This is a genomic window from Lactiplantibacillus daoliensis (assembly GCF_005405005.1).
Classification (GTDB): Bacteria; Bacillota; Bacilli; order Lactobacillales; family Lactobacillaceae; genus Lactiplantibacillus; species Lactiplantibacillus daoliensis.
Map to the genome: position 1 here is coordinate 81,442 of NZ_BJDH01000001.1, position 20,733 is coordinate 102,174.

Genomic DNA, 20,733 nt, shown 5'->3' on the forward strand with positions numbered 1-20,733 from the left:
CGCGTCCATGCAAGCAACGCAATTAAATCCACTTTGGCGCGATTATCCCGCCTTACAACCGGAACTTAAACAAGTCATGCAATTGATGAACGATAATATCAATATTGCGGATACGGCCATTACCGATGCTATCTTGGAAATGATTCACAGCGGTGGTAAGCTATTACGTCCTGCCTACTGCTTACTATTTTCACAATTTAAAGACACCGACCGTCAGCGCATGATTGCCTTGGCTGCCTCGCTTGAGACACTGCATACGGCCACTTTGATTCATGATGATATTATTGACGATGCCACGATTCGACGCCATACCACGAGCATTCAAGCCCAATTTGGTAAGGATGTAGCCGTTTATGCGGGTGACTACCTGTTTGTGGTCGTCTTCAAAATTCTTTCCCACTATTCCAGCAGTTTTAAAAGCATTCAGCTCAACTCGGCGAAAATGGAAAAGATCCTTGTTGGTGAAGTCCAACAAACCGACCGCCATTATCGGATTGATATCACCATGGCACAATACTTGGAACAAATCCAAGGAAAAACGGCGGAATTATTTGCGTTAAGTTGTTTCTTAGGTGCCTTCGAATCCGGAGCCAGTCAACTGTTCGCTGCTCGCGCGCAAAAGGCTGGGATGGCGATTGGGATGGCCTTTCAAATCTTAGACGATATTCTTGATTATCAAGAAACTAGCCAAGAAATTGGCAAGCCGATCTTAGAAGATGTGGCCGAAGGTGTTTATACCTCACCATTGATCTTTGCCCTGCAAACTGACGCACGACGCGAGTTACTACCATTGTTAAGACAACAAGGTAACGTTAGCCAAGCAGACTTAGAACGCGTCCAGGCACTCGTCATTAACGCTGGTGGTGTATCCCAAGCACAAGCCTTGGCATCAAAGTACACCGACAACGCACTTAAGTTGCTGCATAAGTTACCAGCTGTTCCAGCACGCGAAGCGCTCATTCAACTCACGAAGCAATTATTAACTCGTCATAATTAATGAATTCAAGTCCCGCTCACGATAAATCACGTGAACGAGACTTTTTTATTTTTCAACAAAACTAATCCCAACACGAATTCAACGGCAAACACAGTGTTACGTCCGCTATCTGAAAGCACAAAAAAGGCCTCACTCAGTAAGTTAGTTAACTTACAAAGCGAGGCCTTCGTTGGCTTGCGCCAAAAAAAATCACTTAAGATTGCGATATGCCATCTATGTTTAACATAAATAACTTCCGAACTAGACTAAAGTTACTTGTTGCAGTAACCAACATCATAGCGTCCGTCAACCATCAATCCCAGTGATCCGTAAAACAATTTAATTAGTCAACGAGTTCCAAGACAACCATCTGTGCGGCATCGCCACGACGAGGCATAGTCTTGTAAATTCGCGTATAACCACCATTGCGGTCAGCGTACTTAGGACCTAAGTCACTAAATAGTTTTTGCAATGCAGTTTGTACAGTTACGTTGTCTTCTTCTTCTTTAACATCAGCAACAATGTCGCGAACAAAAGTAGCAGCTTGACGACGAGCGTGTAAATCGCCCTTCTTAGCTAATGAAATCATCTTATCAGTCGTTGAACGAACTTCCTTAGCGCGAGCTTCGGTAGTTTCGATACGACCGTTTACGATCAATGCACTTGTTAAATCACGAAGTAAGGCACGACGTTGTGAACTTGTACGTTGTAATTTACGGTAACTCATGAACGAATATCCTCCCTTGTATTAGTCTTCTTTGCGTAATGATAACCCAAGGTCAGCTAATTTTGCTTTAACTTCCTCAAGTGACTTGCGTCCAAGGTTGCGAACCTTCATCATATCAGCTTCAGTCTTGTTAGTTAATTCTTGAACCGTGTTGATACCAGCACGCTTCAAACAATTATATGAACGAACGGAGAGATCTAACTCTTCAATCGTCATTTCTAACATCTTTTCCTTATGCGTTTCTTCCTTCTCTACCATCACATCAGTGTTCTTAGCTTCATCAGTGAGGTTTACGAAGATTGAAAGGTGATCAGTCAGGATTTTGGCTGACAGACTAATGGCTTCACTTGGAGTGATTGAACCATTTGTCCAAACGTCTAAGGTTAACTTATCGAAATCATCACGTTGACCAACCCGCGTGTTTTCAACTTGGTAGTTGACACGTTCAATTGGAGAATATAATGAATCAACAGGTAAAACGCCAATTGGCATATCATCTTCACGATGTTTGTTATCCTCAGCGGAAACATAACCACGACCAGTATTAGCGGTCATACGCATATGGAAGTGTGCACCGTCTGCTACCGTACAAATTGCTAAGTCAGGATTCAAGACTTCAACGTCCGCATCACCAATGATATCACCGGCGGTAACGTTCGCAGGACCCTTAACATCGATTTCCAATGTCTTGGTTTCATCTGATTCTAACTTAAGCGCGATCTTCTTCACATTCAAGATGATGGCAGTAACATCTTCTGTTACCCCTTCAACCGTTGAAAATTCATGAAGCACACCATCAATTTGAATACTGGTAACAGCAGCGCCAGGTAAAGAAGAAAGAAGAATCCGACGAAGTGAATTCCCTAAAGTTGTACCATAACCACGTTCAAGTGGTTCTACAACAAACTTACCATAGTTGTCGTTTTCATCAATTTTATGAATGTTAGGTTTTTCAAATTCAATCATTCTTATCTTTTACCCCTTTCAAAACGCGTTGTGTTTAGTAGTTGTGCGTACAAAATGAAGTTAGCCCTCAAAATGAACGTCACAGATTAAACACGACGGCGCTTTGGAGGACGAGAACCATTATGAGGAACTGGTGTAACATCGCGAATTGCACTAACTTCCAAACCAGTAGCTTGTAAAGCACGGATTGCAGCTTCACGACCTGAACCAGGGCCCTTAACAGCGACTTCAACGGTCTTCATGCCATGTTCCATTGATGCCTTAGCAGCAGCTTCTGCAGCCATTTGAGCAGCAAAAGGAGTTGACTTACGACTACCCTTGAAACCTAATGAGCCAGCTGAAGACCAAGCAATTGCGTTCCCTTGCATGTCAGTAATCATAACAAGTGTGTTGTTGAATGTTGAATGGATGTGAGCCACACCGGATTCAATATTCTTTTTTACCCGACGACGACGGGTTGTCTTTCTAGTTGCCATAAAATTCGAAAACCTCCCTTATAATTATTTTTTACGTCCAGCGATGCTAACTTTTTTACCCTTACGAGTACGAGCATTGTTCTTCGTATGTTGACCACGAACTGGTAAACCACGACGATGACGCATCCCACGGTATGAACCAATTTCTTGAAGTAACTTGATGTTCAAGCTAACTTCACGACGTAAGTCACCTTCAGTTTTGTAACCATCAACGACGGCACGGATCTTATCTTCCTGTTCAGGAGTTAAGTCGCGTACACGGACGTCTTCAGAAACACCGGCTTCTGCCAAAATCTTTTGGGCAGAAGTATTCCCGATACCGAAAATGTAAGTTAATCCGATGACAATTCGCTTGTCACGGGGTAAGTCAATTCCTTCAATACGAGCCATTAATTTTTCACCTCCGACTTAGTTAAATTATTTACCTTGGCGTTGCTTATGCTTTGGATTAGCAGAGCAGATAATCATCACACGGCCTTTACGACGAATAACTTTGCAGTGTTCGCACATAGGCTTGACAGATGGTCTTACTTTCATGAATATTTACCTCCTATAAGGTACAAAGTGTCGGCCTACTTGAAACGATAGGTAATCCGACCCTTAGTTAAATCATAAGGTGACATTTCGACTGTGACCTTGTCACCAGGTAAGATCCGAATGTAATGCATACGGATTTTACCTGAAACGTGTGCCAAGATTTCAGCGCCGTTTTCAAGTTCTACTTTAAACATTGCATTAGGCAATGTTTCCTTGATAGTGCCTTGAATTTCAATGACGTCTTCTTTTGCCAAGTATGAGTCCCTCCCCTATTATCTGGTTTCGTGTTGCCACGTTGATGGTCCACTTTTGAACCAGTCGTTATTAAAATTAAGTTTAAAAAACATTAAAATGAATCAACGGCTAAACCTGAATAAGTTTATCACAACGGGGTTGCAAAAGCAACTACCGCGCGAGTTGGTGGGCATACTGGCCTAAAGATTATCAAGAATTGACTTAATATCTTTATAAACGTCATCGATGTCGCGATCACCATCGACATTGTAGAGCAATTTTTCTTGACCATAAAAATCAATTAAAGGTGTGTTTAACTTAACGTTAACATCCAAACGATTCTTAACAGTCGCAGGCTTATCATCATCTCGTTGATAGAAATCATGACCGCCACAAACATCACAAGTTCCTTCAACCTTAGGCATCTTGTACAACTTATGATAAGTTGTACCACATGTCCGGCAGATGAACCGACCCGAAAGTCGTTCAACTAATACTGAAGGTTCAACATGAATGTTGATGACGCCGTCCAATGGCTTGTTCAAATCTTTACCGATCTGTTCAAGGGCATGGGCTTGATCAATATTACGTGGATAACCATCAAGCAGAAAGCCATTAGCAGTATCAGCTTCAGCTAAACGATCCTTAACGATGCCGTTAGTGACTTCGTCTGGGACCAAGTTGCCTTGGTCAATATACTTTTTAGCTTCCAAGCCCATCTTGGTTTCATTCTTAATTGCTGCCCGGAAGATATCACCCGTTGAGATATGAGGAATATCAAAATCTTCAAGGATCTTCTGTGCTTGAGTACCCTTACCGGCACCTGGTAAACCCATTAAAATCAGGTTCATTGTTGACATCGTAATTTCCTCCTATAATGCACAAATGTGCTGAGTCTCCCCAACACACTCGCTGATTAACGAATAAAGCCGACGTAGTCTCGCTTCATCATCAATCCTTTAATTTGACGAATTGTTTCAAGCGCAACCCCAACAACGATTAGTAAACTCGTCCCACCTAAACCAATTGATTCATCTAAGCCAAAGATATCTGAGGCTAATAATGGAATCAAGGAAATTAATCCAAGGTAAAGGGCACCGACCGTACTAAGTCGCATTAACAATTTTGAAACCCAGTCTTGGGTGTCTTTACCAGGCCAGACGCCTGGAATATAGCTGCCTTGCTTTTGTAAGTTCTTCGATAGTTTTTCAGGATTGACCTGAACAAACGCATAGAAGAAAGTGAAAAGCACAATCAGAACAGTGTATAAGATTGCTCCGGTCGTTGACTGCATGTTAAAGATGTTACTCATGACTGTGTACCAAGTTTCATCGCCGTGACTGGCTTGGAAACCTAGCAAAATTGTTTGTGGTGTTGCAATGAAAGAACTCGCGAAGATAACAGGAATAACCCCAGCAACATTCACCTTTAATGGTAGATAACTACTATCAGGTGCACCAGCTGCACGGCGAGTGTATTGAATTGGAATCCGATCATTCGCTTGTTCAACCCACGTTACAAACATAACGATGATCAAAACAAGTAATAATAATCCGATGACAAACAAAATACTCTGCCACCAATCGCTCTTTGAAACATTGACGAATTGTTCTTGATAGATTTGGTATAACGAGGTTGGGGTACGAGCAATGATCCCGGCAAAGATAATGATGGAAACACCATTACCCATCCCACGATCAGTGATCATATCACCCATCCAGGTTGTCAACATTGCACCACCGGTTAAAATAACCCCAATGGTTAGATATGTCGTTACGCTTGGGTTATTAACTAATTTAAGCGAACTTAAAGAGTTAAACCCAGCCGTAATCCCAATCGATTGAACAAAGGCCAAGATAATGGTCAACCAACGGGTCGCTTGGTTAAGTTTCCGTCGACCGACTTCACCTTGTTTGCCCCATTCAACAAACTTCGGAACAATGTCCATTTGTAACAATTGAACAATGATTTGTGCAGTAATGTAAGGGGATACCCCCATAGCAAGGATGGAATAATTAGTTAAACCGCCACCACTGAATGTATTCAACATACTTATCAGCCCAGAAGATGCAACGGATTGCAGCGCTTGTGCATTAACTCCTGGGACTGTGATATAAGAGCCAAGACGAAATACAATCAAAACGCCCAACGTGAACAGAATTTTATTCCGAATATCCTTAACTTTCAGAGCGTCCTTCATGGTAGTCAGCAAGTTAGATCACCTCAGTTTTACCGCCAGCTGCTTCGATTGCCTTAACGGCAGTTTCGGAGAACTTATTAGCCTTAACTGTTAACTTTTTGTCGAGTTTACCGTTACCAAGGATCTTAACGGCAGCACTCTTTTTAACCAAGCCAGCTTCTTTCAATGATTCTGGTGTTACTTCGGCACCATCATCAAAGCGATTTAAGCCATCAAGGTTAACAACCGCAAATTCTTTACGGTTGATGTTAGTAAATCCACGTTTTGGAATCCGACGATACAATGGCATTTGGCCACCTTCGAAACCAACACGAACCTTACCACGCGCCTTTTGACCTTTTTGACCACGACCAGAAGTTTTACCTTGGCCACTTGAGTCGCCACGACCAATGCGACGGCGTGAAAAACGTGAACCTTCACTTGGAGTTAATTCATGTAACTTCATTTAGTAGGCACCTCCTCTTTAAAAATTTTAATTACTTAATTACTTCAACATCGATCAAATGAGCAATGAGGAAGATTTGACCGCGAGTAGCTGCGTCATCAGGTTTTACAACTGAGCTGTTAACTCGGCCTAAACCTAATTCCTTAACGATTTTACGTTGCTTAGGAAGACGATGAGCCGCACTGCGCACTAAAGTGATCTTTAATTGAGCCATGTTGTTTGTCCTCCCTATTCAGCTAAATGTTCAACTGAAACGCCACGTAAAGCAGCAATTTGGTCTGCTTTTCGTAAGCTCTTCAACCCTTCGAACGTTGCACGAACAACGTTAACTGGGGTGTTGGAGCCAAGACGCTTACTTGTTACATCATCAATACCAGCCAATTCCATGACGGCACGAACGGCGCCACCAGCGGCAACACCAGAACCTTCAACGGCAGGCTTAAGCAAAATGCGGCCACCGCCGAATACACCGAGAGCTTCATGAGGAATGGTTGTACCGACCATTGGTACAGTGATCAAGTTCTTTTTAGCAGCTTCGGATGCTTTCCGAATTGCTTCTGGAACTTCTTGAGCTTTACCAGTACCGAAACCAACGTGTCCTTTGTGGTCACCAACGATTACCAATGCGGCAAAACGAAGACGACGACCACCTTTGACAACTTTAGTAATCCGGTTAATGGCAACAACGTTATCGTCAAGATCTAATTTTGATGGATCAATGAAAGTCATGTGGTATTATTCCTCCTTTATTAGAATTTAAGTCCGTTTTCACGAGCAGCTTCAGCTAAAGCTTGAACCCGGCCGTGATATAAGTAACCGCCACGATCGAAGACAACATCAGCAATCTTCTTTTCAGCAGCACGTTTTGCAACAACTTCACCAACGGAAGCGGCCTTTTCGGTCTTGGTGTTGCCTGATACTTCGCTATCTAATGTTGAGGCACTTGCGAGCGTTACACCCTCTACATCATCAATAATTTGAGCGTAGATGTTTTTGTTTGAACGATAAACATTTAAGCGTGGGCGCTCAGCAGTACCAGAAATCTTACCGCGGACACGTGCGTGACGACGTTGACGTGTCTTATTTTTATCTGGTTTTGAAATCACAATAGTCACCTCTTAATATATAGTTATGGACAGCACTAAGCTGCATTATTTACCAGTTTTACCTTCCTTACGACGAACATATTCATCGACGTAACGAATCCCTTTACCTTTGTAAGGTTCAGGTGAACGAATTGCCCGAACTTCAGCAGCAAAGTCACCAACAGCTTGCTTACCAATACCAGAGATATTGATATGAGTGTTGTCAGGAACTTCAACTGTTAAGTTTTCTGGCGTTTCAAATTCAACAGGATGTGAGTAACCAACGCTTAATACTAATTTCTTACCTTGTAATTGGGCACGGTAACCAACACCGACCAATTGAAGATTCTTAGTAAAGCCTTTAGTAACACCTTCGACCATGTTGTTAACATTAGCACGGGTAGTACCGTGTAATGCCTTCATCTTAAAGTCATCAGTTGGGCGAGTGAAGTTAACTTCGCTGCCTTCAACTGTCATTGTAATATCACTAGCAATGTTACGAGTTAAAGTTCCCTTAGGACCCTTGACAGTCACAACTTCGCCATCTTGTGATACTTCTACCCCAGCAGGGATATTAATTGTTTTATAACCAATACGACTCACTTAATTGCACCTCCCGTCTTAATTATTTATTACCAAACGTAAGCTAAAACTTCGCCGCCAAGCTTCTTGGCGCGAGCTTCTTTATCAGTAATTACACCTTCTGAAGTTGAGATGATAGCAATCCCTAAGCCGTTTAAAACCTTAGGAACAGCATCAGCTTTAACATATGAACGTAAGCCTGGCTTTGAAATACGCTTCAAACCTGAGATAACACGTTCGTTGTCTTTACCATACTTCAAGAAGACACGGATGATGCCCTGTTTGTCATCATCGATATATTCAACGTCGCGAACAAAACCTTCATTCTTTAAAATTTCGGCAATGTTGCGTTTGATTTTTGATGCAGGAACTTCTAATGAGTCGTGGCGTACCATGTTAGCGTTACGGATACGAGTCAAGAAATCTGCGATTGGATCAGTCATCATGAAAGTTTAACCTCCTTTAACTTGGGTTTGTTTTTACCAGCTAGCCTTTTTCATGCCAGGAATTTGACCTTTGTGGGCCAATTCGCGGAGGCAGATACGGCACAAGTGGAATTTACGGTAAACTGAATGTGGACGACCGCAACGTTCGCAACGTGTGTAGTTTTGAACTGCAAACTTCGCACCGCGTTGTTGTCTAACAATTTGTGATTTTTTAGCCAACTTAGATAAACTCCCTTCGATTATTTAGCAAATGGCATGCCAAATTGAGTTAACAACTCACGTGATTCTTCATCACTGTCAGCTGTTGTGACGATTACAATGTCTAAACCGCGAACACGGTTAACATTATCATAGTTGATTTCTGGGAAGATCAATTGTTCACGGACACCCAATGTGTAGTTACCGCGACCATCGAATGAACGCGTGCTAACACCATGGAAGTCACGAACACGTGGTAATGATACATTGATCAACTTGTCCAAGAAGTCATACATACGTTCGCCACGTAAGTCAACTTTAGCACCAATTGCCATGCCTTCACGAAGACGGAAACCAGCGATAGATTTCTTTGCTCGTGTAACCAAAGGTTTTTGGCCAGAGATCAAAGTCAATTCTTCAACTGCTTCGTCTAAGTTCTTAGCGTTGGTAACTGCATCACCAACACCCATGTTCAAAACAATCTTTGCCATCTTAGGCACTTGCATTACTGAAGTGTAGTTGAACTTGTCAACTAATGCTGGCACGATTTCTTTTTCATATTGAGCTTTTAAACGGTTTTCCATGAAACTTGCTTCCTCCTTTCAGTCAGTGTTTTAGTTTTCTAAATCTTTGCCGCTCTTTTTAGCGTAGCGGACACGCTTCCCGTCTTCACGACGAACACCCAAACGAGTAGGTTCGTTAGTAGATGGGTCAAGGACCATAACGTTTGAAGCATCTAAAGCTGCTTCAACATCAACGATACCGCCTTGTGGGTTAACGTTCGTAGGCTTTTGGTGTTTCTTGATCTTGTTAACACCTTCAACAACGACACGGTTCTTAGCCTTGATTACTGACTTAACAGTACCTTCTTGGCCACGATCCTTACCACTGATGACACGAACTTTATCACCTGTTTTAATCAACATTAGGTTGCGCACCTCCTTATTTACGGTGTGTGATTACAGAACTTCTGGCGCTAATGAAACAATACGCATGAAGTCTTTATCACGTAATTCACGAGCGACAGGTCCGAAGATACGAGTACCTTGTGGAGTCTTGTCGTCACGAATAATAACTGCAGCATTTTCATCAAACTTGATGTATGAACCGTCATTACGATGAACGCCAGACTTAGTCCGAACGATTACCGCCTTAACAACATCATGAGCTTTGACAACACCACCGGGTGTTGCTTGTTTGACCGTAGCGACAATAATATCACCGATGTTAGCAGTCTTACGACCTGAGCCACCTAAAACCTTGATAGTCAGGATTTCACGGGCACCGGAGTTATCAGCAACTTTTAAACGACTTTCTTGTTGGATCACAGTAAGTGTCCTCCCTTCATTTAATATTCTTCAGCTAATAAACTAGATAATAACAGCTTTTTGAACGACGTCAAGTAAGCGGAAACGCTTTGTAGCTGATAGAGGACGAGTTTCCATGATCCGGACGATATCGCCAACATGAGCTTCATTATTTTCATCATGAGCTTTGTATTTCTTTGAATAACGAACACGTTTGCCGTATACAGGATGGTTCTTGTATGTTTCACGGACAACAACGATGGTTTTATCCATCTTATCTGAAACAACGCGTCCTTGGATAACCTTGCGGCTATTACGAGTATCTTCACTCATTCGTTGATTGCCTCCTTTTATAGGCTACTTGTTTAATTCTTGTTCACGCAACGCAGTTTTGATACGTGCGATATTTTTACGAACTTGCTTTAAACGAGCGGTATTTTCAAGCTGACCAGTGGCCAATTGAAAACGCAAGTTGAAGAGTTCGTCTTTATAAGACTTTTCTTTTTCGAGCATTTCAGTAGTGGACAATGCTTTAATTTCCTTAGCCTTCATCTGATTCGCCACCTACTTCCTCGCGCTTAATAATCTTGGTTTTCACGGGTAACTTGGTGCCTGCTAAGCGTAAAGCTTCGCGAGCAACTTCTTCAGATACGCCACCGACTTCAAACATAACCTTGTTACGTTTTACTGGGGCAACCCAACCTGCAGGAGTACCTTTCCCATTACCCATCCGCACGCCGACACCTTTTTCAGTGTAGGACTTGTGAGGGAAAATCTTAATCCATACTTTACCGCCACGCTTCATGTAACGGTTCATAGCAACACGAGCAGCTTCAATCTGTCGATTACTAATCCAGTGTGATTCTAGTGTTTGTAAACCATATTCACCAAAAGCAACTGACTTACCGCCTTTTGCTTCACCGCGCATCTTACCACGGTGAACACGACGGAATTTAACCCGTTTAGGTACTAGCATGTTTATTTTCCTCCTTTATCTGCAGATTTCTTTTCTGGCAAAATTTCGCCACGGTAGATCCAGGTCTTAACACCAAGTTTACCATAGGTTGTCATTGCTTCTACCCATGAGTAGTCAATGTCCGCACGAAGCGTATGCAATGGAACCGTACCATCTGAGTAAGTTTCGACACGTGACATGTCGGCACCATTCAAACGACCAGCAACTTGAGTCTTGATCCCTTTGGCGCCTGAACGCATAGTACGTTGCATAGCACCACGCATTGCACGACGGAAAGCAACACGGCCTTCCAATTGACGAGCAATACTTTCACCAACTAATTTAGCATCTAAATCAGGTTTCTTGATTTCGATGATGTTGATGTGTACACGTTTACCAGTTAATTCGTTTAATTCTTTACGAAGTGCTTCTACTTCAGAACCACCCTTACCAATAACCATCCCTGGTTTAGCGGTATGGATTGAAATGTTCACGCGATTTGCAGCGCGTTCGATTTCAACGGTGGAGACGGAAGCGTCGGCAAGTCGTTTTTCAATATACTTACGGATACGTAAATCTTCGTTTAAGTAAGTTGCAAAATCTTTTTCAGCATACCATTTTGCTTCCCAGTCGCGAATGATTCCGACACGTAATCCGGTTGGATTTACTTTTTGACCCACGCGTTATCCCTCCTATTTTTCAGTAACTGTGATCGTAATGTGGCTTGTCCGCTTGTTGATTGGTGAAGCAGAACCTTTGGCACGAGGACGGAACCGTTTTAAGGTTGGTCCTTCATTGACGAAGGCTTCACTTACGACCAAATCTTCACGATCTAAGTCAAAGTTATTTTCAGCGTTAGCGACAGCAGACAATAGTACTTTTTCAACTACTGGTGAACCACCGCGTGGCGTAAACTTCAAGATTGCTAATGCTTCAGCAACGCTTTTACCTCTGATAAGATCGACAACTAGGCGGACCTTACGAGCGGCGATACGAACAGTTTTTGCAGTTGCATGTGCAGATGTTACTTGTTCAGCCATTCTTTATATCCTCCTAACTATTACTTCGTTGTCTTATCGTCTGTACCATGACCATGGAAAGTCCGTGTAGGTACGAATTCACCTAACTTATGACCAACCATATCGTCTTGGATATAAACAGGGACATGCTTGCGACCATCATAAACTGCGATTGTTAACCCAATAAAACTTGGGAAAATTGTTGAACGACGTGACCACGTCTTGATGACAGATTTCTTGTCAGAATCAGATTGTGCATCCACTTTTTTCAATAAATGCGAATCTGCGAAAGGTCCCTTCTTTAAACTTCGACCCATCGTGTGACCTCCTCTCGAGAACTACAGTAATTTCAAATTTTAGTGTTTGCCTGGACGACGACCACGAACAATAAGCTTGTTTGAACGAGCCTTCTTGTTCCGAGTCTTCTTACCAAGAGTCTTCTTACCCCATGGTGACATAGGAGATGGATGACCGATTGGTGCTTTACCTTCACCACCACCATGAGGGTGATCGTTAGGGTTCATAACAGAACCACGAACCGTTGGACGTTTGCCTTGCCAACGCGTACGACCGGCTTTACCTGAGTTGATCAATTCATGTTGTTCATTACCAACAGTACCAACAGTGGCACGAGCAGTTAATAGAACTAAACGAACTTCACCAGAAGCCAAACGAATAATTGCATATTTGCCTTCCTTACCAAGTAATTGCGCAGAAGCGCCAGCAGAACGAGCTAATTGCCCACCCTTACCAGGCTTTAATTCAATGTTATGCACAATCGTACCAACTGGAATGTTGTTTAATGGTAATGCGTTCCCAACCTTGATATCGGCATCGACACCAGATTGAACTTGCATCCCAACTTCCAAACCTTTTGGTGCTAAGATATATGATTTTACACCGTCAGCATATACCAATAAGGCAATGTTAGCAGTCCGGTTAGGATCATATTCGATTGCTTTAACCGTTGCTGGAACTTCATCTTTAATACGTTTGAAGTCAACTAAACGGTATTGTTGTTTATGACCGCCACCACGATGACGAACAGTGATGTGACCATAACTGTTACGACCAGCTGTATGGCTTTGTGAGTCTAATAATGACTTTTCTGGTTTTGTCTTAGTAATTTCAGCAAAATCAGAACCGGTCATATTACGACGGCCGTTAGTGGTTGGTTTATACTTTCTAATACCCACTAGAGTAACCTCCTAAATTAGATTTATTGTTGAGCGTCGTTGAACAATTTAATTTCTTTTGAATCAGGAGTTAAGGTAACAATAGCCTTACGACGCTTCTTAGTATAACCGGCGAAACGACCTTGACGCTTAAACTTCCCTTTAACGTTCATGACGTTAACTTTTACAACTTTGACATCGAAGATTTCTTCGATAGCCTTTTTAACTTGCGTTTTAGTAGCCTGTACGTTGACATCGAAAGTATAGCGCTTGTCATCCAAGCCAGCCATAGATGCTTCAGTAACGACAGGGCGTAAAATTACATCGCGTGCTTCCATTATGCGAGCGCCTCCCCTAATTGATCGAGGGCTTTTTGGGTAACGACTAATTTGTCACTATTAGCGACATCTAAGACGTTAACACCTTTGGCTTTTAGGATCTTAACATTTGGTAAGTTACGACCTGCCAAAGCAGCCTTTTCATTGTCCTCTTCAACCAAAACAAGTGTCTTGGTGTCGACATTGAGGTTGTTTAATACGTTAGCAAAATCCTTAGTCTTTGGTGCGTCGAAAGCTAAACCTTCAACTGCAACTAAGCTGTTGTCTAAGACCTTTTGAGAAAGGACAGACTTCAAAGCTAAGCGCATTACCTTCTTTGGTAATTTGTAACTGTATGAACGTGGTGTAGGTCCGAAAACAATCCCACCTTTACGCCATTGTGGCGAACGGATAGAACCTTGACGAGCCCGACCAGTACCCTTTTGACGCCATGGTTTACGACCACCACCGCGACGAGCACTACGGTTCTTAACAGCATGAGTCCCTTGACGCAAAGATGCACGTTGCATCAAGATGGCATCAAAAACAACGTTTTCGTTAGGTTCAACACCAAACACTGCGTCGTTTAAAGTAACGTCACCATTTTGCGTACCGTCTTGTTTATATAATGCTACGCTAGTCATGTATTATGTCCTCCTTTCTTATTTACTCTTTACAGATGTTTTAATTGTAACGAATGATTTGTTTGCGCCAGGGACATTACCCTTAATTAATAAAACGTTGTTTTCAACGTCGGCACGAACCACCGTTAAGTTTTGCATCGTCCGTTGGTGATTACCCATCCGGCCTGGTAATTTCTTACCTTTGAAGACACGGTTGATAATGGCACCTAATGAACCAGGACGACGATGGTAACGAGAACCATGAGACATAGGTCCACGACTTTGACCATCTTTGTGGATATTACCTTGGTAACCATGACCTTTAGTGATACCCGTAACATCGACAGCGTCACCGGCTGCGAAAATATCAGCCTTGACTTCGTCACCTACTGTGTAATCTCCAAGCTCAACATTACGAATTTCACGAATGAAGCGCTTAGGAGTCGTTTTTGCTTTTGCTGCATGACCTTGAGCAGGTTTGTTCGTTAAGACTTCGCGTTTGTCGTCGATACCTAATTGAATTGCTTCGTAACCGTCGTTTTCGATGGTTTTAACTTGCAACACAACGTTAGGTTCAGTTGCAATAACTGTAACTGGAATTAATTCGCCGGCTTCGGTGAAGACTTGCGTCATTCCTACCTTTTTCCCTAAGATTCCTTTAGTGGTCATGAGTACACCTCCAATTAATTGATTTTATTTTGAAAAACTAAAGCTTGATTTCAATATCTACACCGCTAGGCAAGTCTAACTTCATTAATGAGTCGACTGTCTTAGGCGTTGGGTTAACGATATCGATTAAACGCTTGTGAGTCCGCATTTCGAATTGTTCGCGTGACTTCTTGAACTTATGTGGTGAACGGAGAACCGTATAGATAGTCCGATCAGTGGGCAATGGAATTGGACCTGAAATAGTAGCACCAGTTCTCTTTGCCGTTTCAACAATCTTGTCAGCTGACTGATCAAGAATACGGTGTTCGTACGCTTTTAAACGAATACGAATTTTTTGCTTTGCCATTGTTGTGACCTCCTTCGTCTATTTTGAAAATAAGACTAGCTCCGTGAAAATTACCGCCGCGCTCCATGACAATGACGCCGGGCGTGTCGCAACCTTTCACATCAAAGCTAACTACGACTACTTGATGCTGGGGGGTACAGTACTCCCCTTCTAAATACCAAGCACAATCTATAATAACTGAAAAGCTTTGTAATAGCAAGCGCTCGCGCACTTTTTTCGAACCATCGTTGTAAACCGTGTTACCTTTTTTGAACCAGCATCAATAAATGTAACATAAATTCGTTGAGAATAGTAGTCTTTTTAAACTTTTATTCGCGAACCAAACTTTTCATCGTTACTTTTATCGTTGTTGGTTATTTCTGTTTTAACCTACTGTGATCACCATTGACCAATTGGCTTAAAACGAATTAGTAATTAACGCACGACGTTATTTAACATAATACGCGCGGTTATTGTTCATTTCAAGTCGTTGCACATATTTTTTTAGATCGATGGGCTAATTCCACTAAATTTTTAGCATGACGCACACTTTCCGTTCCCTGCGGCGGGGAAACGCTGGAACGCTGCCGACCATTTTCGAGCCACAGTGCGGTCTCGAAAACTGGGCCTTTGCTAACTCGGTCTTAACCCGACCGACTAAGCAAAATTTGGCGGCTGAGCATTTCCCCGCCTCTAGTCACTCAATCAGTGTCTTGTTGGCTGCTGGCAAAGTTCAAGACCTAAACACGACAGCGACCTCGTTAACCACTTTGCGCTTAGGTCATCTGCTTAGCCATCCTGGCAGTTTGGAATCAGCTATTATTATAGAAGCTTTCTATTTTGATCAAGACACGTGCTTGCAGCTTAAATCTTAAGTTGCTTGGAATATACCCACTTTTCTCTTCACGTGACTCAAACAGTGCTAACACCATTTTTTCATTTGTACTATCAGAAATTACGCACTCATCCCTGTCTTTAAATCACTCTTCAATATTTTCTGCCCAGCAATCCTTTCTCAGACGCTACCGCTTCGATTTCGATAGATATTCTGATTTCAAACGTATCTATCGCAAACAACAACACTCAACTAGCTGAAGGTTGCTGCCGATCGCATCAGTCGTGATGGTGGCGTTAGGTCGGCATGAATTTTGCCGACGTTACACCACGGACCGACCGGGACACTTGCGGGCTATGCAAGTGTTCTGGGCGAGGGGCAAGACTTGGACTTTAGGCATGGCCCCGTTCCACGGCCCCATGCCATCGACAGCAACCAGAAGCGGTAACGATCACACTCACCGCCAATTTACCGTAAAAAAAAGCCGCTAAGCAAAATTGCTTAACGACTTTTTAGAATCAAGATTAATCTTCGGCTGGAGTGCCGCCATTTTTCTTGATGATTTCTGCTTGAACAGACTTAGGTACCTTTTCGTAATGATCAAATGTCATTGTGAAAGTCCCACGGCCTTGGGTAGCTGAACGTAATGTGGTTGCATAACCAAACATTTCAGCTAAAGGAACAAACGCATGAACTTCTTGAGCATTCCCACGTTCTTCCATCCCTTCAATCGTACCACGACGAGCGGTAACGTGACCCATAACATCACCTAAGTAATCTTCTGGGGCAACGATATCAACCTTCATGATAGGTTCAAGGATAACAGGACCAGCTGACTTAGCTGCATTCCGTAAGGCTAATGAAGCGGCAATCTTGAAGGCTGCTTCACTAGAATCGACATCATGGTAAGAACCATCATACAATTTAGCCTTAACGTCAACTAAAGGATAACCAGCTAACACACCGTTAGCCATTGATTCCTTCAAGCCTTGTTCAACTGAAGGAATGTATTCGCGAGGAACAACCCCACCGACGATGGCATCTTCGAATTCGAAGCCTTTACCTTCTTCGTTAGGTGTAAATTCAACCCAAACATCCCCATATTGACCTTTACCACCAGATTGGTGAACGAACTTACCTTGGACCTTAGTGTCCTTAGTAAAGGTTTCACGATAAGAAACTTGAGGTGCACCAACAGTGGCTTCAACGTTGAATTCACGACGCATCCGGTCAACGATGATGTCCAAATGTAATTCACCCATCCCAGCAATCAAAGTTTCACCAGTTTCTTGGTTAGTTTCAGCCTTGAAAGTAGGATCTTCTTCAGAAAGCTTTTGTAAGGCAACGTTCATCTTATCTTGGTCAGCCTTAGTCTTAGGTTCAACGGCAACCTGGATAACGGGATCAGGGAATTCCATTGATTCCAAATGATATGGATGTTCAATCGAAGTCAATGAGTCACCAGTAGTGGTGTTCTTCAAACCAATGGCAGCGGCGATATCACCAGAGAAGACTTCTGGGATTTCTTTCCGTTGGTTAGAATGCATTTGAAGTAAACGACCAACACGTTCACGTTTGTCCTTGGTAGCGTTTAAGACGTATGAACCAGATTCCAAGGTACCTTGGTAAACCCGGATAAATGTCAAACGACCAACGAATGGGTCGGTGGCAACCTTAAATGCTAACGCAGCGAAAGGCTTGTCGTCACCGGCAATCAATTCAACTTCTTCATCGTTTTCAGGATCGGTTGCTTTGTAAGGCTTAACATCAAGTGGTGATGGTAAGTAGTCAACAACCGCATCCATCAACATTTGAACACCCTTGTTCTTGAAAGCTGAGCCAGCTAAAACTGGGAAGAATTCAAGTGCCAAAGTACCCTTACGGATAGCAGCTTTGATCTCTTCTTTAGAGATTTCTTCACCACCAAGGTATTTTTCCATGATGCCATCATCGATATCAGCTAAAGCTTCAATCAAGTCATCACGAGCAGCTTGGGCGTCTGCTTTATATTCTTCAGGAACGTCAACAGTATCCCATTCCGTACCGAGTTGATCTTCATCATAAAGGTCAGCTTTCATTTCGATCAAGTCAATGACCCCTTCGAAATTGTCTTCGGCACCAATTGGTAATTGGATTGCGTGGGCATTGGCTTGTAAACGATCATGGATCGTACTTACAGAATATTTGAAGTCCGCACCGATTTTGTCCATCTTGTTAACGAAAACAACACGAGGGACGTTATACGTTGAGGCTTGACGCCAAACTGTTTCAGTTTGAGGTTCAACACCAGCTTGGGCATCCAAAACGGTAATCGCACCATCTAAGACCCGAAGTGACCGTTCAACTTCAACAGTGAAGTCAACGTGTCCTGGGGTATCGATGATGTTAATCCGATGGTTCTTCCACTGAGCGGTAGTCGCAGCAGAGGTGATCGTAATCCCACGTTCTTGTTCCTGGGCCATCCAGTCCATTTGTGAAGCACCATCATGGGTTTCACCAATTTTGTGGATTTTACCAGTATAGTACAAGATACGTTCGGTAGTAGTGGTCTTACCGGCATCGATATGGGCCATGATACCAATGTTACGAGTCTTATCGAGTGAAAATTCTCTTGTATTAGCCATTAGAAAATGTGTTACTCCTCTCAATTAAATGGAATTAACAGTAAAACCTACTATTAATATAGTAGGGAAAAGTATAAAACTTTTTTCAAAAAATGACTACTATATGCTCACATATAATAGCCACCTTGTTGTTACGTTTAGTTAAAGTTAAGCTTCAACCAAATCATAGAAATCTTACCAACGATAATGTGCAAAGGCACGGTTGGCTTCAGCCATTTTATGCGTATCTTCACGCTTCTTAACTGAGGCACCAGTATTGTTGGCAGCATCCATGATTTCACGTGCTAACCGGTCTGACATGGTGTGTTCACCACGTGAACGTGCATATTGAACGATCCAACGAAGTGCTAAGGTCGTCTTACGGTCTGGACGAACTTCGATAGGAACTTGATAGTTAGAACCACCGACACGGCGAGCCTTAACTTCAAGTACTGGCATAACGTTCTTCATAGCTTCTTCGAAGACATCTAAAGGTTCGTTTCCAGTTTGTTCCTTAATTTGATCAAACGCATCATACAAGATAGTTGATGCAGTCCCACGTTTACCATCTAACATTAAGTGGTTAATTAAACGCGTTACTAACTTAGAATCGTACATTGGATCTGGCAAAACTTCGCGCTTTGCTGGTTGTCCTTTTCTTGGCATTTAACTTACCTCCTTTATTCCTTTGGCTTCTTGGTACCGTACTTAGAACGACTTTGACGACGATCTTCAACGCCGGCCGTATCTAAAGTACCACGGATAACGTGATAACGTACACCAGGTAAATCCTTTACACGTCCACCACGAATCAAAACAACACTATGTTCTTGGAGGTTGTGACCAATACCAGGAATATAAGCGGTAACTTCAATCAAGTTAGATAAACGGACACGTGCATACTTCCGCAAAGCTGAGTTAGGCTTCTTAGGAGTCATTGTGCCGACACGAGTTGCAACCCCACGTTTTTGTGGTGCAGGGTTATTAGTAGCAACCTTCTTGTAACTGTTATACCCGAAGTTTAAAGCTGGGGCATTTGATTTTGATACTTTAGATTTACGACCTTTACGAATTAATTGGTTAATTGTTGGCATGTTCTAAAGTGTCCTCCTTCCAAAAATGTCTGATTTTTAAGTCCACACATCCAGGTGGTTCTTTTTTTAACAAAAAAATAACCCCCGAACGATGGCGTTTATGCGCTTAGCCGACCAGTCAGCATGTCTGTATTCCTATACAGGAATCTGTCTGCAAAAAGCACCTTTACTAGAGTATCATGATGAAAGTAACGTGTCAACAGTGACGACACAAATAAATTGCGTAGTTAACCCATAGAAAGGTGGTTAACGATGCTTTTACTCAATACAATCATGTTCATTAGTGGCGCTTGCTGCGGCTCATTCATCACTTGCATGGCCGAACGGCACAACGGCATGAAGTCATTATACACTAATCAACGGTCCATTTGTCCAAAATGTCAGCATCAATTGCGGTATTGGCAACTAATGCCACTATTAGGCGTCTGTCTCCAGCGCGGTCGCTGTTTTGATTGTCACATGCAGATTAGTTTACGCTCAACTTGGATCGAACTCATTTGTGGCAGTCTCTTGCTACTTAATTGGCAAGGCCCCCTTGCCACCAGTGCACCATTATTATTAGGTTACGCCGTTTTACTCTTTAACAGCCTCACCGATCAGGCTCACTTTGCTGTTTTCCCCATCACCCTAATTATTCCCGCACTCATTGGGCTTTGGGCACACCCCTTAACGTTTTCAGTGCCGCTGTTAATTCTAATCATCCTACTGATCTGTTTGTATCTGCTTGCTTGGCGAACAAAAAAATTCGGCGCAGGCGACGTTGATATCCTCGTTTTGTTGGCTTGCCTGGCGTCACCGACATTAGTTTTAAATAGTCTCATCCTAGCTTCCGGCGCGGCACTCGCCGTTTTTATCCTACCACCCCAACGACGGCAACTGCCATTTGTCCCATTCATGACTTGGGCATTCATCTTATTAACCCAATTGAACTAAATAATC

General features: G+C 42.7%; 34 protein-coding genes. 2 read left to right on the forward strand and 32 right to left on the reverse strand.

What is annotated here, in order from left to right:
• Nucleotides 1–7 precede the first annotated feature (7 nt).
• Complete coding sequence (locus tag FFM64_RS00365) at nucleotides 8–997, forward strand: polyprenyl synthetase family protein (protein ID WP_137606030.1); 990 nt, start codon at nucleotides 8–10, stop codon at nucleotides 995–997.
• A 322-nt stretch (nucleotides 998–1,319) separates the two neighbouring features.
• Here the strand turns inward: FFM64_RS00365 and rplQ are convergent, their stop codons facing one another.
• From rplQ to rpsL, 32 genes are all read right to left on the reverse strand, one after another.
• Nucleotides 1,320–1,703, reverse strand: coding sequence for a 50S ribosomal protein L17 (rplQ, locus tag FFM64_RS00370; protein WP_137606031.1), 384 nt, complete (start codon nucleotides 1,701–1,703; stop codon nucleotides 1,320–1,322).
• 21 nt (nucleotides 1,704–1,724) lie between these two features.
• The gene (locus FFM64_RS00375; protein WP_137606032.1) at nucleotides 1,725–2,669 is read right to left on the reverse strand and encodes a DNA-directed RNA polymerase subunit alpha; all 945 of its coding nucleotides are present in this window, start codon (nucleotides 2,667–2,669) and stop codon (nucleotides 1,725–1,727) included.
• Between the two features lie 86 nt (nucleotides 2,670–2,755).
• Entirely contained in the window at nucleotides 2,756–3,145 is a 390-nt protein-coding gene (rpsK, locus tag FFM64_RS00380) for a 30S ribosomal protein S11 (RefSeq protein ID WP_003641266.1), read from the reverse strand.
• A gap of 24 nt (nucleotides 3,146–3,169) precedes the next feature.
• Nucleotides 3,170–3,535 carry a 30S ribosomal protein S13 gene (gene rpsM / locus FFM64_RS00385; RefSeq protein ID WP_105448034.1) on the reverse strand — a complete coding sequence of 122 codons (366 nt, stop codon included), beginning with the start codon at nucleotides 3,533–3,535 and terminating at the stop codon, nucleotides 3,170–3,172.
• Nucleotides 3,536–3,562: 27 nt separating this feature from the next.
• On the reverse strand, nucleotides 3,563–3,682 hold the full coding sequence (rpmJ, locus tag FFM64_RS00390) for a 50S ribosomal protein L36 (RefSeq protein WP_003638083.1): 120 nt from the start codon (nucleotides 3,680–3,682) through the stop codon (nucleotides 3,563–3,565).
• A 35-nt stretch (nucleotides 3,683–3,717) separates the two neighbouring features.
• Entirely contained in the window at nucleotides 3,718–3,936 is a 219-nt protein-coding gene (gene infA, locus FFM64_RS00395; RefSeq protein ID WP_003638082.1) for a translation initiation factor IF-1, read from the reverse strand.
• 180 nt (nucleotides 3,937–4,116) lie between these two features.
• Nucleotides 4,117–4,767: an adenylate kinase gene (locus tag FFM64_RS00400; RefSeq protein ID WP_307722837.1), complete on the reverse strand. Its 651-nt coding sequence runs from the start codon at nucleotides 4,765–4,767 to the stop codon at nucleotides 4,117–4,119.
• Between the two features lie 65 nt (nucleotides 4,768–4,832).
• Nucleotides 4,833–6,128, reverse strand: a complete 1,296-nt coding sequence (gene secY, locus FFM64_RS00405; protein WP_137606034.1) for a preprotein translocase subunit SecY — start codon at nucleotides 6,126–6,128, stop codon at nucleotides 4,833–4,835.
• Between the two features lies 1 nt (nucleotide 6,129).
• Nucleotides 6,130–6,561 carry a 50S ribosomal protein L15 gene (rplO, locus tag FFM64_RS00410; protein WP_137606035.1) on the reverse strand — a complete coding sequence of 144 codons (432 nt, stop codon included), beginning with the start codon at nucleotides 6,559–6,561 and terminating at the stop codon, nucleotides 6,130–6,132.
• A 31-nt stretch (nucleotides 6,562–6,592) separates the two neighbouring features.
• Nucleotides 6,593–6,775 carry a 50S ribosomal protein L30 gene (rpmD, locus tag FFM64_RS00415; RefSeq protein WP_137606036.1) on the reverse strand — a complete coding sequence of 61 codons (183 nt, stop codon included), beginning with the start codon at nucleotides 6,773–6,775 and terminating at the stop codon, nucleotides 6,593–6,595.
• Nucleotides 6,776–6,789: 14 nt separating this feature from the next.
• The gene (rpsE, locus tag FFM64_RS00420) at nucleotides 6,790–7,290 is read right to left on the reverse strand and encodes a 30S ribosomal protein S5 (protein ID WP_137606037.1); all 501 of its coding nucleotides are present in this window, start codon (nucleotides 7,288–7,290) and stop codon (nucleotides 6,790–6,792) included.
• Nucleotides 7,291–7,310: 20 nt separating this feature from the next.
• Entirely contained in the window at nucleotides 7,311–7,676 is a 366-nt protein-coding gene (gene rplR, locus FFM64_RS00425) for a 50S ribosomal protein L18 (RefSeq protein ID WP_307722836.1), read from the reverse strand.
• 36 nt (nucleotides 7,677–7,712) lie between these two features.
• Nucleotides 7,713–8,249, reverse strand: coding sequence for a 50S ribosomal protein L6 (gene rplF, locus FFM64_RS00430; protein WP_137606039.1), 537 nt, complete (start codon nucleotides 8,247–8,249; stop codon nucleotides 7,713–7,715).
• Between the two features lie 29 nt (nucleotides 8,250–8,278).
• The gene (gene rpsH / locus FFM64_RS00435; RefSeq protein ID WP_003638074.1) at nucleotides 8,279–8,674 is read right to left on the reverse strand and encodes a 30S ribosomal protein S8; all 396 of its coding nucleotides are present in this window, start codon (nucleotides 8,672–8,674) and stop codon (nucleotides 8,279–8,281) included.
• A gap of 33 nt (nucleotides 8,675–8,707) precedes the next feature.
• Complete coding sequence (locus tag FFM64_RS00440; protein WP_137606040.1) at nucleotides 8,708–8,893, reverse strand: type Z 30S ribosomal protein S14; 186 nt, start codon at nucleotides 8,891–8,893, stop codon at nucleotides 8,708–8,710.
• A 20-nt stretch (nucleotides 8,894–8,913) separates the two neighbouring features.
• Nucleotides 8,914–9,456 carry a 50S ribosomal protein L5 gene (gene rplE, locus FFM64_RS00445; protein ID WP_137606041.1) on the reverse strand — a complete coding sequence of 181 codons (543 nt, stop codon included), beginning with the start codon at nucleotides 9,454–9,456 and terminating at the stop codon, nucleotides 8,914–8,916.
• Between the two features lie 30 nt (nucleotides 9,457–9,486).
• Nucleotides 9,487–9,798, reverse strand: a complete 312-nt coding sequence (rplX, locus tag FFM64_RS00450) for a 50S ribosomal protein L24 (RefSeq protein ID WP_137606042.1) — start codon at nucleotides 9,796–9,798, stop codon at nucleotides 9,487–9,489.
• Between the two features lie 33 nt (nucleotides 9,799–9,831).
• On the reverse strand, nucleotides 9,832–10,200 hold the full coding sequence (rplN, locus tag FFM64_RS00455; RefSeq protein WP_137606043.1) for a 50S ribosomal protein L14: 369 nt from the start codon (nucleotides 10,198–10,200) through the stop codon (nucleotides 9,832–9,834).
• A gap of 42 nt (nucleotides 10,201–10,242) precedes the next feature.
• Nucleotides 10,243–10,512 (reverse strand): 30S ribosomal protein S17, encoded by a 270-nt coding sequence (rpsQ, locus tag FFM64_RS00460; RefSeq protein ID WP_137606044.1) that lies wholly within the window; start codon nucleotides 10,510–10,512, stop codon nucleotides 10,243–10,245.
• Between the two features lie 24 nt (nucleotides 10,513–10,536).
• The gene (rpmC, locus tag FFM64_RS00465; protein WP_003638068.1) at nucleotides 10,537–10,731 is read right to left on the reverse strand and encodes a 50S ribosomal protein L29; all 195 of its coding nucleotides are present in this window, start codon (nucleotides 10,729–10,731) and stop codon (nucleotides 10,537–10,539) included.
• On the reverse strand, nucleotides 10,721–11,155 hold the full coding sequence (rplP, locus tag FFM64_RS00470; RefSeq protein ID WP_137606045.1) for a 50S ribosomal protein L16: 435 nt from the start codon (nucleotides 11,153–11,155) through the stop codon (nucleotides 10,721–10,723). Before rplP ends, rpmC begins: the two co-directional genes overlap by 11 nt.
• Nucleotides 11,156–11,157: 2 nt before the next feature.
• Nucleotides 11,158–11,814, reverse strand: coding sequence for a 30S ribosomal protein S3 (gene rpsC / locus FFM64_RS00475; RefSeq protein WP_137606046.1), 657 nt, complete (start codon nucleotides 11,812–11,814; stop codon nucleotides 11,158–11,160).
• A gap of 12 nt (nucleotides 11,815–11,826) precedes the next feature.
• A complete protein-coding gene (gene rplV, locus FFM64_RS00480) occupies nucleotides 11,827–12,174 on the reverse strand; it encodes a 50S ribosomal protein L22 (RefSeq protein WP_137606047.1) in 348 nt (115 codons plus the stop codon).
• 20 nt (nucleotides 12,175–12,194) lie between these two features.
• Complete coding sequence (gene rpsS / locus FFM64_RS00485; protein WP_137606048.1) at nucleotides 12,195–12,470, reverse strand: 30S ribosomal protein S19; 276 nt, start codon at nucleotides 12,468–12,470, stop codon at nucleotides 12,195–12,197.
• A 39-nt stretch (nucleotides 12,471–12,509) separates the two neighbouring features.
• Nucleotides 12,510–13,349 (reverse strand): 50S ribosomal protein L2, encoded by an 840-nt coding sequence (gene rplB / locus FFM64_RS00490; protein ID WP_137606049.1) that lies wholly within the window; start codon nucleotides 13,347–13,349, stop codon nucleotides 12,510–12,512.
• A 23-nt stretch (nucleotides 13,350–13,372) separates the two neighbouring features.
• A complete protein-coding gene (rplW, locus tag FFM64_RS00495; RefSeq protein WP_137606050.1) occupies nucleotides 13,373–13,666 on the reverse strand; it encodes a 50S ribosomal protein L23 in 294 nt (97 codons plus the stop codon).
• Entirely contained in the window at nucleotides 13,666–14,289 is a 624-nt protein-coding gene (rplD, locus tag FFM64_RS00500) for a 50S ribosomal protein L4 (RefSeq protein ID WP_137606051.1), read from the reverse strand. The genes rplW and rplD overlap by 1 nt, the downstream gene beginning before the upstream one ends.
• A gap of 18 nt (nucleotides 14,290–14,307) precedes the next feature.
• Nucleotides 14,308–14,937 (reverse strand): 50S ribosomal protein L3, encoded by a 630-nt coding sequence (rplC, locus tag FFM64_RS00505; RefSeq protein ID WP_137606052.1) that lies wholly within the window; start codon nucleotides 14,935–14,937, stop codon nucleotides 14,308–14,310.
• 37 nt (nucleotides 14,938–14,974) lie between these two features.
• Entirely contained in the window at nucleotides 14,975–15,283 is a 309-nt protein-coding gene (rpsJ, locus tag FFM64_RS00510) for a 30S ribosomal protein S10 (protein WP_034528161.1), read from the reverse strand.
• Between the two features lie 1,338 nt (nucleotides 15,284–16,621).
• Nucleotides 16,622–18,721, reverse strand: coding sequence for an elongation factor G (gene fusA, locus FFM64_RS00520; protein ID WP_137606054.1), 2,100 nt, complete (start codon nucleotides 18,719–18,721; stop codon nucleotides 16,622–16,624).
• 174 nt (nucleotides 18,722–18,895) lie between these two features.
• Nucleotides 18,896–19,366 (reverse strand): 30S ribosomal protein S7, encoded by a 471-nt coding sequence (gene rpsG, locus FFM64_RS00525; protein ID WP_137606055.1) that lies wholly within the window; start codon nucleotides 19,364–19,366, stop codon nucleotides 18,896–18,898.
• Between the two features lie 14 nt (nucleotides 19,367–19,380).
• Nucleotides 19,381–19,794: a 30S ribosomal protein S12 gene (rpsL, locus tag FFM64_RS00530; RefSeq protein ID WP_137606056.1), complete on the reverse strand. Its 414-nt coding sequence runs from the start codon at nucleotides 19,792–19,794 to the stop codon at nucleotides 19,381–19,383.
• A 252-nt stretch (nucleotides 19,795–20,046) separates the two neighbouring features.
• On the opposite strand from rpsL, the gene FFM64_RS00535 reads away from it, so the two are divergent.
• Nucleotides 20,047–20,727: a prepilin peptidase gene (locus FFM64_RS00535; protein WP_137606057.1), complete on the forward strand. Its 681-nt coding sequence runs from the start codon at nucleotides 20,047–20,049 to the stop codon at nucleotides 20,725–20,727.
• Nucleotides 20,728–20,733: the final 6 nt, after the last annotated feature.